The sequence below is a fragment of the Parabacteroides sp. AF21-43 genome (assembly GCF_003635435.1).
Lineage (GTDB): Bacteria > Bacteroidota > Bacteroidia > Bacteroidales > Tannerellaceae > Parabacteroides > Parabacteroides distasonis.
In genome coordinates, this window is sequence record NZ_QTMG01000021.1 from 38,040 (window position 1) to 52,349 (window position 14,310).

The window sequence follows — 14,310 nt, forward strand, 5'->3', positions numbered from 1 at the left end:
GCCTACTTTTTAGAATTGTCCCTTACTTGGTCGAGCAGAAAGGCTTCCACGTCCGAAGCCTTGTAGTAAATCTTATTGTTAATCTGCGAATAAGGCAGTTTTCCCGTATCACGGTAAGTCTGCATCGTCCGGGCTGAAACGTTCAGCAAACGGCAAGTCTCGCAGTTATCCAGCCACTTGTCACGCTTCCTGCGTAAAGGCACGCAGAGCGCATCCACACGACCCACAAAATTTTCAAACCTCTGTTTCCATAGTTCAAACGTTTTCTTTTCAATCGTCACTATTTCCATAACCGATATATTTATTCTTGTCAATACTCCGTTTTTCTTCACTGGTGCAAATATATAAGGCTGAATGACAGGTTGTTTCTTCCTGTCCGCAAATGACCTTACGTGTCCGAAAATGTCCACCGCCAACCCAACAACAACACGAAAGAAATGAACCGATAACAAAAAACCTGTTTTTTCTCCACTCCCTAAATAAGTAAGGTAATGAACACAAAGCCGTTTTCCATTTGCCGACATTAATTTGGCGCAGAGCGAAGCAAAGCGATTCCAAACGGCTGACGCTTTGTTTTTTACCGATTTTTCTTATTTTATTTGTGGTGCTAATTCAAAAAACAAGCACCTATGAACAATCCTTTCGAAGAAATTTTCAAGCGGCTGGAGAACATCGAAAAGATGATTGCCCCGGTCACGGGCGCACAGCCCGAAGAACGGCAGGACGGAAAAGAGCCTGTGTTAGTCAAAATATCCGTTGCCAGCGGCATAACCGGGTATTCGGTCAATTACCTGTATCATTTAGCCAGCAAGGGGATGATACCGTGTGTCAAGCGTGGGCGTACCCTGCGTTTCGACATGGAGGAACTCAAAAAGTGGATGCAGCAGCAGTATGTCCCGGCTTCTAACAGACTTCCCGATGAAAAAGAAAAGAAGTGATGAAACACGGCATATCGAGGGCTGGCAGTCCAAGAACGAGCGCATCGAAAGCCTGTTGAACGTCCTGTATGATTTCCGGTTCAACACCGTAAAGAGCCGGACGGAATACCGGGCTGCGGGTTCTTCGGACTTGTACCAGCCCGTTACAAAATTCGCCCTGAACACTTTCAGGCGCAGGCTGGACGCAACGGCTGACATTGCCACCTCGACCGACAACATACGCATGATACTGGAAAGCGACTTCGCAAGAAAGGCTCACCCCATACAGGAGTATTTCAATGCCCTGCCCTTACTGAATCCTGCCGAACACGGGCATATCGGCAGGCTTCTGAACACGGTACAGGTAGCCAACCCCGGCAAATGGGAGGAATATTTCACGAAATGGCTTATCGGTGTGGTAGCCAACGCGATGAACGACACAGGGTGTCAGAACCATACCTGTTTGGTGCTGACCGGGGATAGGCAGGGGCAGTTCAAATCGTGGTGGCTGGACAACCTTTGCCCGACACCGCTTAAGAACTACCTGTTCACCGGGAAGATAGACCCGCAGGGCAAAGACATCCTGACACTGATAGCCGAATACCTGTTCATCAACATTGACGACCAGCTAAAGGAACTCAACAAGCAGAACGAGAACGCATTGAAGAACCTTATCACCACCCCGGCGGTGAAGTACCGCAGACCGTATGATATTTACATAGAGGAATACCCCCACCTCGCCAGCTTCATGGCTTCGGTGAACGGCAACGAGTTCCTGACCGACCCGACAGGCAGCAGGCGTTTTTTGCCGTTCGAGGTGCTGCACATAGACAAGCCCACGGCAGAAAGTATTCACATGGATAACGTCTATTCCGAAATTATGTACCTGTACCGTCAGGGCGTGCGCTACTGGTTCAATGATGCGGAGATTGAAGAACTGCACCTGACAAATGCGGAATTTGAGGTACAGACAATCGAGTTTGAGATGCTGACACAATACTTTGAGAAGCCGACAGAGGAGGAAGAAGCCCTGTTCTTCATGACAACGGCACAGGTACTCGCATACCTGCGTAATATATCCCCCGTCCAGCTATCCGAAAAAAGGCTGGGCGAATCATTGCGGAAAATCGGTTTCAAGCGGGTACAGAAGCGCATCAACAACAACCATTATCCGGTATATGGGTACAGGATAAAGCCCGTTCCGGCTTCCCGTACAGGGGATGATTACGGGTAGAACCGGAATGTAGTAGCTTCTACATATTGTTTGATACATACATAACAATTTAATAAACAATAGTTTACCAATTATGTAGTATGAAGTAAGATAGAATCCCAAACTTTTGGAAAATCCGGGAAAAAGAAAAAACGGCAATATAATATATAGAATATATTTATTCCTTTTTTAAAGGATAAATAATTACTATGTTACTACATGTACTACAATCCGTTGAAAAAGAAAAAGATAGATGTAGTAGTGTCCCGTGCTTCTTCTTACTCGCTTCTTGCTTCATTATTACTATCGTTAAATAAAAAAATAAAGATTATGACCTACAAGGAAGCCAACAATATCAGTATCAAGGATTACCTGAACTCTTTGGGAATCCAGCCCGTCACGGAAAAAGGAAGTTACGGGATGTACCGCAGCCCCTTACGGGAGGACAACACGCCGAGTTTCAAGGTGGATTATAACGCCAATCTATGGTGTGACTACGGAACTGGCGAGGGCGGGACGCTCATCGACCTTGTGATGAAGCAGAACGGGTGCAACGCCTACGGTGCTATCTGCCGACTGGAGCAGGACGACACTACCTCTTTTTCCTTTCACGGGAAAGACCTGCCCGAAAGGGACACGAAAAGGCAGGCAGCCAGCCCGATAGAGATACGCAGAATACAGCCGTTACAGAATCCGGCACTCATGCGCTACTTGCAGGAAAGGGGGATTTCCCCCGGAACGGCAGCCCCATACGTGCAGGAAATGTATTACCGCATCGGTGGCAAGCCTTATTTTGCGCTGGCGTTCAGGAATGATTCAGGAGGTTACGAGCTTCGCAATCCCCGTTTCAAGGGCAGCACATCGAAAGACATCACCCATATAAGGCAGCAGGGAGAGCCGAGAGAGAAATGTTTGGTATTCGAGGGCTTTATGGACTATCTTTCTTTCCTCACACTCCGGATGAAGAACTGTCCGACCATGCCCGACCTTGACAGGCAGGATTATGTCATACTCAACTCTACCGCCAATGTGCCGAAAGCCATTGACGTACTGTTCCCGTATAAACGCATCCACTGCATGCTCGACAATGACGAAGCAGGATTTCGGGCAACACAGGCTATCGCTTTGGAATATTCCTACCGTGTGCGTGACTTCTCGGACAATTACAGGGGTTATTCGGACTTGAACGACTATCTGTGCGGCAGGAAACAGGAACAGAAAAACAGTACCAGCCAAGCGCAGGAAATAAAGCAGGAAACCGGACAACGTGCCACCCCAAAACAGAAAAGGGGCAGAGGCATTTAGTCCGGCAGGATTACCAACGGTAAACGGTATGATTAGGGAGAGCAAGGTTATGTTTCGGTAGACCGAAACACCTTGCTTTGCTTGACAGCAAAGAAAATTTCTCCCGTTGGTCGCAATTTTTAAGATACCACCTAAAAGCAAAAACGTATGACAGGGACAAGGAACAAACCGGGAGGTCGCCCGGCAAAAAGCCGGATAGACAAGCAGAACCGGGTAGTCAGCACGAAACTGACCGAGTTACAGTTCTACGCAATCAGGAAGCGAGCCACCGAAGCCGGGCTGCACGTCAGCGAGTACGTCCGGCAGGCTGTCGTTTCGGCAGAGGTAACGCCTCGGCTGAACAGGCAGGATGCGGACACTATCCGCAGGCTGGCGGGCGAAGCCAACAACATCAACCAGTTGGCGCACCGGGCGAATGCCGGAGGGTTCGCACTGGTAGCCGTGGAACTGGTGAAACTCAAAAACAGGATTGTTGAAATCATAAACCAACTGTCGGATGATTGGAAAAATAAAAAAGGGAAGCGGATTTAAAGGCTGCGTGAACTATGTACTCGGCAAGGAACAGGCGGCTTTGCTTCATGCGGAGGGAGTGTTAGCCGAAAGCAACCGGGACATCATACGCAGTTTCATACTGCAAGCCGGGATGAACCCCGACCTGAAAAAGCCAGTCGGACATATTGCGCTAAGCTATTCCCCGGTGGACGCACCCAAGCTGACAGACGGGAAAATGGTACAGCTTGCGCAGGAGTACATGCGTGAAATGAAAATCACCGATACGCAGTACATCATCGTGCGCCACCAAGACCGGGAACATCCGCACGTGCATATCGTGTTCAACCGCATAGACAACAACGGCAAGACCATTTCGGACAGGAACGACATGTACCGCAACGAGCAGGTATGCAAGAAGCTGAAAACCAAACACGGGCTTTATTTCGCTAAAGGCAAGGAGCATGTAAAGCAGCACCGTTTGAGAGAGCCGGACAAATCCAAATACGAGATTTACAATGCCGTAAAGGATGAAATCGGGAAATCAAGGAACTGGCAGCAGTTACAAACCCGGCTGGCAGAAAAGGGTATCGGGATTCATTTCAAGTACAGGGGACAGACTGGCGAAGTACAGGGCATATCCTTTTCCAAAGGCGAATACACGTTCAAGGGTTCGGAGATAGACCGCAGTTTCAGTTTCTCCAAGCTGGATAAATGTTTCGGGGATGCGGGGCTGAACACTACCGAAAGCAACCGACAGACGGTTTCCGCACCTGTTCAGGAGCTATCGCAGACACTGGGCAAAATCGACAGTCCGTTACTGGCAGACTTGGGCGGTCTGTTCTCCGCCCCGTCCTCTCCGGCTGATGAAACGCCCGACAATCCCGGTGAAAGAAAAAAGAAGAAAAAGAAACGACACTTAAAATTATAGGGACATGGAAAATAACTTAATTTTGGAGGGGCTTCTCTCCATGGTTACGGAACTGAAAGAACGGCAGGAGAAGCAGGTAACGCCAGCCAGCCGGGAGGAAACGATTAACCGACTGGACGTTATCGAACAGCGCATTTCGGAAATGCAAGGTAAATCCGGCATTACTGAAAACATGGCGCAGGAGATTCTAAACCAAATCGGCAGTATCGGAAAAGGGCAGTCCGAGAACCAAAAACAAGACCTTGAAGATATAAAGGGGCTTATCGTGACCTCGCACCGATATTTCAAGGAGCGGTTAAAGGTGTTGTTCCCGGCTGATGATACACCGACCGGAGAAACAACGCCCGTTTCATGGCATGACAAACTGATATACCGGGTAACTCCCTACCTGAAGCCCAAGTTCTTTCTTCTTTCAGCAGGTTTTATTATCTGTATCACTTCGCTAATCTTGAATATTCGTTTTACGGAACGGATGCATCGGTTACAGGACAACGATATAAAATACCGCTATATCCTGATGAAAGGAAAGGCAGACGGCAGCAGCCTTGATTTGCTGGAAACGAAGTTCAGCCGGGAACGGGACAACGCTTTCATCCGAAGCCTGACCGATTCGGTGAAAGGCTTTGAATACCGCAGCAGGAAACAGGCAGAAGCGTTGGAACGGGCAAGACTGTTGAACGAACAAGCCGAGCAGTTAAGGGAGGAAGCCGACAAATTAGGCAAACCATAAACCAAAAGCAAAGCCGGAGCAGAACCGCCCCGGCTTTTTAATTCACTTCTTTTTCTTTGTGCAGTGTTCTTTCTCGAACTGGCGCAGCGTGGTAACGCTGAACCGCTCCTTGATGAACTCCCGGACATCGGAAGCCTTGTAGTACACTTTTCCGCTGATTGTGAAGTACGGCAGCGCACCGATAGCCCGGTAGCGTTGCAGGGTCTTGATACTCACCTTGAAGAGCAGGCACAAGTCCTGATTATCCAGCAGGTTGTCATCTTCGGGCAGCACCCTGTCGGCATTGCGCAGTACCCGTACATCCTTGCAGAGTTCTTCCAGTTTGGCGTACAGCTTCTGCATCCATACGCTGAAATCGTCATTCTCTATATACATGATTGCTTCTTTTTTCTAATTATACATTATGGTTTGTCAATCGATTGATGAAGCAAAGTTCAGAAAACAGGCGCAAAGAAATTACGGGGGAACTAATGGAATCCCCTATAAATAAATCATAAGCCGTTGGTTATCTGTACCCTTTCTTTTCATGTTCCTTGCGGATAAGCTCTGCCAGTCCATTAAGAAACTCTGTGATTTTACCCGGCTTGCGTTTTATCACGTCCTCATGCTTTTGGTGGCAGTCGCTTATCTTGATGTTGAACAGCCATTCAAAGGCTTTGGACAAATCCACCAGGTAGGCGGGCTTGCCGTTCTGATATACGATTTCTTTGGAGAGGAACAGACCGCTGACCATTTCCATGATGTTGATAAGAGTAGTCTTGTCAGCGAGGAAAAGAGGGGAAAGGGCTTGTTTGTTGACGGGTTGCTGTAACTGTTCCGGGTACTTGATATGCCACTCGATAAGGCGTATTTCGGTGTTCAAAAGTCCTATCGCTTCATCAATTAGATACAGATAGGGCATTTTTTTCTTGCTCAAACCGTACACGATACGATTTAAGACGGTGCAAACCAAAGGAAAAATAACGCAGTGATACGCTATAATCCTGTTCGTTGATACTAAAATTGGCTACATGCGTAGCCAATTCCTCGATAGCTTCTGCCAACTCGGAAACAGAAACTGTACGCTGCGAGTATTCCGATAATAAACGGAAAAATCTCTGTTGTAATACACTTTCCATGTAGTGTTGAAATTATATTATTAATCGTCTTTGTTTTTCATTTTCACATATCCATTTGCATAATTCCCTATAATATTGTGATTATCATCATAAATATAGCCATTGGAATAATATCCTTTAAGTATTCTCTTTGAACTATAAATATATCCGTTAGTATAATTACCAATCGTTTCACCTTGCTTGTCAAATATATATCCATTTCGATAGGTAATCAATGACGTTTTGCATGAACCGAAACATAAAACACTCAGAATTAGTAACAATGTTCTCATATCATTTTTGAATTAGTATCTAAATCTTGATGTATCAATCTTTTTTACCTCTTTTTTCTTATATCCACCAAAGCGATAACTGAAATGTAGAGTAAATGCTCGTGAATAAAATCCGCTATTCATATTCAAGTTTTGCTCCTTAAAACGAACTCGTGTTGCAGGCATTCCCGTATCAAATATATCATTGCAACGGGCGGATAAGCTCAATTTGTCATTGGCGAAATTCCACCGTAATCCGGCAGTGAGATTAAAAATAGATTCTATATCAAATGTCCCTTGTATGACGGGCGTCTGTACATTTCCCATCAGTTCGAAAGACAAATTCTTATTTACCTTAAACGTATTATCCAGTGTGCCGCTAAATACCCATTTCTTACGATTGAAAGGAATGTCGAAAAAATTATCACAGCGTTGGTGCATTTGCATACCGACTAAGGTCAATCGGGAATCCAGCCAGTTTCCTGCCTTAAAAGGCAATATGATGTTTGCGCCCCATACCTGCATATAGTTCCAATTTGTATTTTTATAGATTAGTGCCAGCCTGTCAGTCGATTGATAGGCGGCTTGAGTGAAATAATCTGAGGTGTACGTGAAAAACAAACCAAAGATGTATTTCTGCTTCCATATATAATTCCCATTCAGGTTATAGTTTGTCATCGGTTTCAACCCCGGCGTTCCCCATAATTCTGTATATCCATTAAGATAACTGACGGAAGATTGCATATCCCAATAGCTTGGATAAGTTTTGTCCGTAGATAATGAAAGTTGAAACATATGTTTCGGTGTTTTAAAGTAAATCAATGATGCTTGTGGGTAAACTGCCCATTTATGATAATTGCCAATCGTATAATATTCTCCCGTAGCAGAAACGGATAAAGACGTACCTGTTGTATAGTTTTTGCTCAATGATACATAAAAGCTGGTAGTTTGTTCTCTTAGATTGGAATATGTGTTTTGAGTTTGAATGTTACCTGTCACTTTATCATAAGTTTGGAAATCAATGTCTTTAGCAAATCGGTAGGAAACTCCATAACCCAGATTCCATCTTTTGGGTAAAGACTGTTTCCGGTCTGCATAGATAGAATAGCGATCTATCTTTTGTCCGCCAACCATAGAGAAACAACTCTGATTTCCATCTTGATAATTTGCGTATAGCCTTTGATTATTATTGGAAGTATAATGTGTATAATCACCACCTATTTCAATTCCGAACCCCAAATGATATTGCAATGTAATATTGTGCATTTGATTGTCAACATATTTATCCACATTGCTGGTTTGGTAGTTGCCTGATGTCCGGCTGTTATTATGCTGGTCGGGGGTATAACTGCCTGTGTATGCTACATTGATATTGTTTTTGTTGTTGAAGTTATATTCAAAAGCTACTCTAAGGTCGTGCTTCCAGTACTTACTACGTAACTGTTCGTTTTGTATGATATGATGTGGTTCATCTTTTAGCGTATGTTTGGAATCAAGGTCTATGTATTCTATCTTTTTTACGTTATTTGCTCCGTACATTACATCAAAAGCCATTTTGGGAGTTGATAAACGAAAGTTTCCATTCATTCCCCCGTCATTGAAGTACTGGTTCTTATAGTCAGCACTTATCTCCCCCTGAAAAGAGTAATCGTTTGCATGCTTTAAAACAAGATTAATGACTGCTCCCCGTACATGATATTCAGGAGGTGCGCTATACATCACTTCCGCTTTTTCTACACGATTCACCGGAGTATTGCGCAAAATTGTTTCAAGCTGTCCGGCATCCATTGTGGTAGGTTTCCCATTTAGAATAACAGTCAGTTTTCCTGCTCCAGCCAAAGTTAGTATTCCTCTGTCTTCTTGCACTCCCGGTATTTTTGTCAATGCTTCATACGCATTGTTTACGAGTTGATTTTGGGTAAGAACAGCAAGATTATATCCTAAAAGTCCATTCTCCACTTTTACAAAAGGACGTTCCGCCTTTATGATAACTTCATCCAAAGCATAGTCTTTAGGTTGAAGTTGAATAATTCCGGCATCATTTCCCTTACCTGTCATCTGTTTTGTTTCATACAAAAGGTGTTGTATTATCAATCGGTATTCTTCCTGTTGGCTTTTAAAAACGAATATGCCGTCAGCATTGGAAATGGATGCGCCTATATAAGTCGAATCCATTGTTTGCAAAATAATAGTCGCACCGTCTATAGGCAGTTGTTTGTCATCTATTATTTTTCCGTTAATCGTTTGCCCCCAAGCGACTGTTTGAGAGCAACCTAAAAATAGGTAGAAAAATGTCAATGTTATTATTTTATTTAATCGCATCATACGAATTCAGTTTATTGATTACAAGACTACTAAAAGGTAAAAAAAACTCCTGCACCAAAGAACCATTCCCATTTTTTTTGTATTATGTTATATTGGTAGTTCGTTTGGGATTTAATAATGGCATGTTTACCTATCTCATATGAAAATCCTGCTCCTACCTTATAAGGGATAGAAGTTGCCGGAAGTATCACACTACGTTTTTTGTCCAGTGTATAGCTTCCATATACACTAAAATGTAATTTCTTGTTTAAAGGAATAGTCATGTTTGTTTTTTGTTGAATCTTTATAAGAGGGAGATTTTTATCTATCCGACTATTTCTCATAAGGCTTTTGCATTTTAGATTTCCATTCAATAGATTATTGTTATGATTTAATTTGTAGTGAAACGTTGTGGCGCACTCAATATTTACTACATTCGGAAAATCTTCTTTAAAATCAATATCTAACCTAAAATCATCCCAGTACCTATTATCGTCTTTTGGCGAATGACCAATAATAGACTGTTCCAGTTCCCTTTTAAAAGCATCATCAATATGGATAGGCATTTCTCCTTTCAGCATTTTGGTCAATCGGACAGAATCGTTTGGAGTCCACCCGTTTTGTACTTGTGCATTGACTGAACGGGCGAGAAATAAAAAAAATAACAAAAATATTGCTGTCTTCCAAACGTTTGAAATTATCTGATTAGTCGCATCCACACTTCATTTAAGCCTTATCCGCTAATACATCTTCTTTAATTTTGGTATTGTACACAGTTCTTTGTGCTTACCAAGTGGTTTGTTCCAATGCCTCAGAGGTAAAGACAGGAATAGGAATATCGTTGTTACTACAACTTGTTAGACACGAGAGAGTACAGATAATAAATACGGAAAACATCATGTGAAAAGTAATTTTCTTCTTCATCTTATTGCTGTTTTAAGTAATTGAACATTGATTTCTTGAAATGGCAAAATACGGAAGAATAAAGAAAAAAGGTCTTGACAATTGTCAAGACCCCGCTATAATGGATGTTAAAGATTGGCTATTTCTCCAGTTTGCAACGGATGCATTTGTTCAGTTTGTGGCGGATGCGACTGATTGTTTCAGGTGTGACTTGTAAGAAAGAAGCCACTTCTTTCAACGTAATGTGCTCTTGAATGTCGGGGCATCTGTTCAATAAATCAAGATAAAGTTCTTCCGTAGTTTTACAGTACATATCCAATAATCTATGATACATCAACAAGTATGATTGTTCGACAAGCGTACACTTTATTTGCATGGTTTCGGCATTTGTCGTAAAGAATTCCTCTGCCGTTGAATACGGTAGATAGTAAATCTTTGAATCGCAAACAGCCTCAATAGTGACTAATGACGGTCGGTCGGGATTTATGAATGTACATAAACTCCCTGCAAATTCATTTGAAAAAGTATATCCTACTATATGTATATTTCCTCTTTCATCCACATGGATATATCTCAATAAGCCGTTTTCAATATAAGCCCCCCGGCGGTTCATTTTACCCTGAACAGAGAACTGTTCTCCCTTTTTGAGTTCGATATAAGTTCCATGCTCCAAGATGAAATGTTTTAATAATTCCAATCGGGAATGCTTACCGTATTGTGCATTGAAGTTCTTCATATGTTTGATATTGTTAGGAGATGATATTTTTACTAATCTCATGCTTATACAAAACTACAATAAAGTTGTAGTTTTACAAAGACATTATTGGCATTTAAAGGAATATAACTATTTTTGTAGCAGAGTATTGAAACAGTGGAAACATAAGGCAAATTAAAGAAATACGCTCGTTTCTATATCGTTACCCATTATTCTATATACTTCTTGTAAATACCTGTTATTCAATAGATAATATTCTTGTTTTCGTTTCCCGAAAAGATAATGTAATATTTGAAAATATACTAAATGCTAAAAAAACTTCTTGGATATATTGATAATTCCAAATAAATATCTACCTTTGCACGCAGAAATCGAACCTAAGACACAAAATTGTGTTGAACGGTGCAAAGTTGTGAAAACCTTATTCAAGGGACTAACATCGTAATGAAGATATAACTTATTGAGAAATAGTGCTATACAAACCGATTTTCGGTTGCTGGTGGCACCACTTTTAGAGAAAGCAAAAAGAAGTAAACTCCTGATATTCAACGAATATCGGGAGTTTTTATTTTTATCCGCTATGCAAAAAACAGCAAATTTCAACCTACTTCGGTGGAGCAAAAGGTGGAGCAAATCAGGAGATATTTCATCTCCACCTTTTGTCTTTGTTTGACTCTGTCTGTCAGCATGTTACATAGCGAAAGTCTCTCCACTTTTCCATAATTTTGTATCACTTAAAACAAGTAGAAAAATGATGGAAAGAAATTCATTTAGTGTTTTGTTTTTCCTAAAGAAAACAAAACTATTGAAGAATGGTGAAGCCTCTGTATGTATGAGAATTACGGTTAATAATGTTCGTTCTGAAACGAATATCCGTAAAAGTATTACCCCTTCCCTATGGAATCAGGCGAAAGAATGTTCTCGAGGTAAAGACCGCAAATCAAACGACCTAAACAAGTTTATCGAAGAAGCCCGAATCAAACTGTATAATATCCATTCTGATTTGAAACAGGAAGGCTTACCTATCACAGCAATGATTCTCCGCGATAAGCTCTTTGGACTGGAAGAAAAGGAAGCATCAAGAACACTTATAGCCACTTTTCAAGAGCATAATAACCAATGTAGACAGTTAGTAGGTAAAGACTTTGCTTTGGTTACCGTTCGCCGCTACGAAAGTTGTAAACGGTATTTAGCCGAACTTGTCAAAATTAAATATGACAAAGAAGATTTACCGCTCAAAGATATAAACGGAGAGTTTATTCGGGCTTTTGATTTCTACTTGAAAACGGAAAAGGAATGTGCTCAAAACACTGTCATTCGCTATATGAAGTGCCTGAAAAAAATTACGAACCTATCTCTTGCCAATGAGTGGATAAGCAAAGATCCGTTTATGGGAATAAAGTTCCATGAGAAAGAAGTTCATCGTGAGTTTCTTACTTGGGATGAACTTCAAACTGTTATAAACAAAAAGTTTGAATTACCTCGTATTGAATTAGTTCGAGATATTTTCATCTTCGGGTGCTACACGGGGTTGAGTTTCATAGATATTAAGCAACTGACGGCTGAACATATTGTGAAAGACAGAGAAGGAAACTTTTGGATTCGGAAGGCTCGTCAGAAAACAAAGAATATGTGTAATATTCCGCTATTAGAAATTCCGCTAGCTATTATTAAGAAGTATAAGGATAATCCAAAGTGTCAAAAACAGAATGTTTTATTGCCTGTCCCCTGCAATCAGAAAATGAATAGTTATCTGAAAGAAATCAGCGATTTGTGCGGCATTCATAAGGAAATTTCCACGCACACAGCCCGCCACAGTTATGCGACTTCAGTTTGCCTCGCCAACGGTGTAAGCATTGAAAATGTAGCGAAAATGCTTGGTCATTCGAATATTAGCATGACGAAACGGTATGCAAGAGTACTTGACCAAAGTATTCTGAACGATATGCAGAAAGTGGGGAACTTATCTACAACTTAGTATAGAGACTGTCGATTATATTATATTATATTAGAAAGGTGCTTTTCTGTTGAGATTGGCACCTTTTTAATCTGTTATCTAGATGTGATATTAAAATAATGAATTATAGTTCTTCGGAGCTTCCGATTATAATCTTTTCTGCGATTACTCTCATCAGTATAATTTCTTTTAAAAGTTCTTTATCATGTTTAAATGGCAGATATTTCATTTTATCCGTTTCTTTACTGTGTACAATGGAGTTTCGCGTTTTATACACTCGTTCTCTTAAATTTTTCACAACAGTCTGCTTATCTTCGTTAAAATTAACCCTATTGCCTCTAGAAAAAGATACCTCATTTTGTTTATAATAATCAATAAGGGTTTTGTCATATCCCTCTATTTCATTTTTTATATCTTCAAAATCAGGAATGAATCTCTCTAATACTAGCCGAAGTGCTTCTGGTTCATTTATTTGAAATTCCTCGTTTCTGTATTTGAGCTTTTCTTGTATTACTTTTATTAATACATTTAAATCTTTAGCTCGTTTGTATGAAAAAGAAGGAGCAGTAATAGTATTTTGCAAAGTCTTGAGAATATCATCATTGTATACTTTTTCAAAAAAATGCTCTATAATGTGATAAAAAGACAAAAATTGCAAATCTGCGCTTTCTGAAGAAATCGCTTTCTGATAAAAAAGAATTAGGTCTTGTAGATATTTTCTTTTAGGAGCTTCAATATCATCTATCCTTGCTCTTCGAATTCGACCAATTCTAACAGCCCTAAAAAAATCTTCAGTTATATTGGTTGGTAGAAAAGCCAAGTCTGTATTAAAACCTAATGTAAATAAAAAACTATAACTATTATTTTCAAATTCTTTTAAAGTCTTGTCCTGCGATGATATGATTTGCAATGTTTGAAAGCGAGGTATTAGTTCCTTTAAAATATCTAAAAGTTCGCAAATATCGGATTGATTGTTATATGCTCTATTTCGTAAACGATAAAACATTACAGGTCTTATAGAACCTTCACTTTTGGATAATTCATATAGACTCTGTATAAAAAATACTAAATATTCGTCCGAAGGTTGCCCTAATCTATATTTAACTCCGTTTACGTTGTCGTCTTTTTTGATTTCCTCTTTACCTCCCCAATAGTGTACTCTAGACCCAAAGGAAAGTGACACTTCATAGTGTTGGTTATTAGATAATTCATAACCCTCAATCGTAGTCATAGTGTCCAGATTTGCACATATCTCTTTATATCTATTTTTCTTTAGCCGAAATTTAATATTATCATATATATAATATTGATAATGACTGGTGTCTTTATCTAGTTTAATCCTAAAGAGTTTCTCTATGGCTTGATTGAATTCTAAAAGTGTCATATCATCGTTGTATTAACTATTTCTTTGCAAAAGTACATATAAAAAAAGACTTAGAGATCATTTCTTAAGCATTTCTTAAAATATTCATTTAAA

General features: G+C 40.7%; 16 protein-coding genes. 7 read left to right on the forward strand and 9 right to left on the reverse strand.

Annotation, left to right across the window (positions count from 1 at the left end; genetic code table 11):
• Window positions 1-2: 2 nt before the first annotated feature.
• A complete protein-coding gene (locus DWX84_RS14470; protein ID WP_025815054.1) occupies window positions 3-290 on the reverse strand; it encodes a helix-turn-helix domain-containing protein in 288 nt (95 codons plus the stop codon).
• A gap of 339 nt (window positions 291-629) precedes the next feature.
• Here DWX84_RS14470 and DWX84_RS14475 point away from each other — a divergent pair, with 339 nt between their 5' ends.
• From DWX84_RS14475 to DWX84_RS14500, 6 genes are all read left to right on the forward strand, one after another.
• Window positions 630-938, forward strand: a complete 309-nt coding sequence (locus DWX84_RS14475) for a helix-turn-helix domain-containing protein (RefSeq protein WP_024988792.1) — start codon at window positions 630-632, stop codon at window positions 936-938.
• Window positions 919-2,151 carry a VapE domain-containing protein gene (locus tag DWX84_RS14480; protein WP_117952102.1) on the forward strand — a complete coding sequence of 411 codons (1,233 nt, stop codon included), beginning with the start codon at window positions 919-921 and terminating at the stop codon, window positions 2,149-2,151. The genes DWX84_RS14475 and DWX84_RS14480 overlap by 20 nt, the downstream gene beginning before the upstream one ends.
• Window positions 2,152-2,460: 309 nt before the next feature.
• Window positions 2,461-3,435 carry a toprim domain-containing protein gene (locus tag DWX84_RS14485; RefSeq protein ID WP_025815052.1) on the forward strand — a complete coding sequence of 325 codons (975 nt, stop codon included), beginning with the start codon at window positions 2,461-2,463 and terminating at the stop codon, window positions 3,433-3,435.
• Window positions 3,436-3,582: 147 nt separating this feature from the next.
• A complete protein-coding gene (gene mobC, locus DWX84_RS14490; protein ID WP_025815051.1) occupies window positions 3,583-3,966 on the forward strand; it encodes a MobC family plasmid mobilization relaxosome protein in 384 nt (127 codons plus the stop codon).
• Window positions 3,932-4,855: a relaxase/mobilization nuclease domain-containing protein gene (locus tag DWX84_RS14495; protein WP_117963067.1), complete on the forward strand. Its 924-nt coding sequence runs from the start codon at window positions 3,932-3,934 to the stop codon at window positions 4,853-4,855. The genes mobC and DWX84_RS14495 overlap by 35 nt, the downstream gene beginning before the upstream one ends.
• 4 nt (window positions 4,856-4,859) lie before the next feature.
• Window positions 4,860-5,585, forward strand: coding sequence for a hypothetical protein (locus DWX84_RS14500; RefSeq protein ID WP_025815049.1), 726 nt, complete (start codon window positions 4,860-4,862; stop codon window positions 5,583-5,585).
• Between the two features lie 42 nt (window positions 5,586-5,627).
• On the opposite strand, the gene DWX84_RS14505 is transcribed toward DWX84_RS14500, so the two are convergent.
• The 7 genes from DWX84_RS14505 to DWX84_RS14535 form a co-directional block, all read right to left on the reverse strand.
• Window positions 5,628-5,960 (reverse strand): helix-turn-helix domain-containing protein, encoded by a 333-nt coding sequence (locus DWX84_RS14505; RefSeq protein ID WP_005646002.1) that lies wholly within the window; start codon window positions 5,958-5,960, stop codon window positions 5,628-5,630.
• Window positions 5,961-6,090: 130 nt separating this feature from the next.
• Window positions 6,091-6,510: an RteC domain-containing protein gene (locus DWX84_RS14510; RefSeq protein WP_025815048.1), complete on the reverse strand. Its 420-nt coding sequence runs from the start codon at window positions 6,508-6,510 to the stop codon at window positions 6,091-6,093.
• Entirely contained in the window at window positions 6,464-6,703 is a 240-nt protein-coding gene (locus DWX84_RS14515) for a hypothetical protein (RefSeq protein ID WP_025815047.1), read from the reverse strand. The genes DWX84_RS14510 and DWX84_RS14515 overlap by 47 nt, the downstream gene beginning before the upstream one ends.
• A 20-nt stretch (window positions 6,704-6,723) precedes the next feature.
• Window positions 6,724-6,975 carry a 4-fold beta flower protein gene (locus DWX84_RS22205; protein WP_122377541.1) on the reverse strand — a complete coding sequence of 84 codons (252 nt, stop codon included), beginning with the start codon at window positions 6,973-6,975 and terminating at the stop codon, window positions 6,724-6,726.
• A 12-nt stretch (window positions 6,976-6,987) separates the two neighbouring features.
• The gene (locus DWX84_RS14525; protein WP_117887904.1) at window positions 6,988-9,279 is read right to left on the reverse strand and encodes an outer membrane beta-barrel family protein; all 2,292 of its coding nucleotides are present in this window, start codon (window positions 9,277-9,279) and stop codon (window positions 6,988-6,990) included.
• A 29-nt stretch (window positions 9,280-9,308) separates the two neighbouring features.
• Window positions 9,309-9,977: a hypothetical protein gene (locus DWX84_RS14530; protein ID WP_025815045.1), complete on the reverse strand. Its 669-nt coding sequence runs from the start codon at window positions 9,975-9,977 to the stop codon at window positions 9,309-9,311.
• 323 nt (window positions 9,978-10,300) lie between these two features.
• Entirely contained in the window at window positions 10,301-10,897 is a 597-nt protein-coding gene (locus DWX84_RS14535) for a Crp/Fnr family transcriptional regulator (protein WP_025815044.1), read from the reverse strand.
• A 733-nt stretch (window positions 10,898-11,630) separates the two neighbouring features.
• On the opposite strand from DWX84_RS14535, the gene DWX84_RS14540 reads away from it, so the two are divergent.
• Window positions 11,631-12,854, forward strand: a complete 1,224-nt coding sequence (locus DWX84_RS14540; protein ID WP_172618178.1) for a site-specific integrase — start codon at window positions 11,631-11,633, stop codon at window positions 12,852-12,854.
• Window positions 12,855-12,957: 103 nt separating this feature from the next.
• On the opposite strand, the gene DWX84_RS14545 is transcribed toward DWX84_RS14540, so the two are convergent.
• Complete coding sequence (locus DWX84_RS14545; RefSeq protein WP_122297754.1) at window positions 12,958-14,217, reverse strand: hypothetical protein; 1,260 nt, start codon at window positions 14,215-14,217, stop codon at window positions 12,958-12,960.
• Between the last annotated feature and the right edge of the window lie 93 nt (window positions 14,218-14,310).

Coding starts and splice junctions, on each gene's coding strand:
- DWX84_RS14470 (WP_025815054.1), bottom strand. CDS start 290: ATGGAAATAGTGACGATTGAAAAGAAAACGTTTGAACTATGGAAACAG.
- DWX84_RS14475 (WP_024988792.1), top strand. CDS start 630: ATGAACAATCCTTTCGAAGAAATTTTCAAGCGGCTGGAGAACATCGAA.
- DWX84_RS14480 (WP_117952102.1), top strand. CDS start 919: ATGAAAAAGAAAAGAAGTGATGAAACACGGCATATCGAGGGCTGGCAG.
- DWX84_RS14485 (WP_025815052.1), top strand. CDS start 2,461: ATGACCTACAAGGAAGCCAACAATATCAGTATCAAGGATTACCTGAAC.
- mobC (WP_025815051.1), top strand. CDS start 3,583: ATGACAGGGACAAGGAACAAACCGGGAGGTCGCCCGGCAAAAAGCCGG.
- DWX84_RS14495 (WP_117963067.1), top strand. CDS start 3,932: ATGATTGGAAAAATAAAAAAGGGAAGCGGATTTAAAGGCTGCGTGAAC.
- DWX84_RS14500 (WP_025815049.1), top strand. CDS start 4,860: ATGGAAAATAACTTAATTTTGGAGGGGCTTCTCTCCATGGTTACGGAA.
- DWX84_RS14505 (WP_005646002.1), bottom strand. CDS start 5,960: ATGTATATAGAGAATGACGATTTCAGCGTATGGATGCAGAAGCTGTAC.
- DWX84_RS14515 (WP_025815047.1), bottom strand. CDS start 6,703: ATGGAAAGTGTATTACAACAGAGATTTTTCCGTTTATTATCGGAATAC.
- DWX84_RS22205 (WP_122377541.1), bottom strand. CDS start 6,975: ATGAGAACATTGTTACTAATTCTGAGTGTTTTATGTTTCGGTTCATGC.
- DWX84_RS14525 (WP_117887904.1), bottom strand. CDS start 9,279: ATGATGCGATTAAATAAAATAATAACATTGACATTTTTCTACCTATTT.
- DWX84_RS14535 (WP_025815044.1), bottom strand. CDS start 10,897: ATGAAGAACTTCAATGCACAATACGGTAAGCATTCCCGATTGGAATTA.
- DWX84_RS14540 (WP_172618178.1), top strand. CDS start 11,631: ATGGAAAGAAATTCATTTAGTGTTTTGTTTTTCCTAAAGAAAACAAAA.
- DWX84_RS14545 (WP_122297754.1), bottom strand. CDS start 14,217: ATGACACTTTTAGAATTCAATCAAGCCATAGAGAAACTCTTTAGGATT.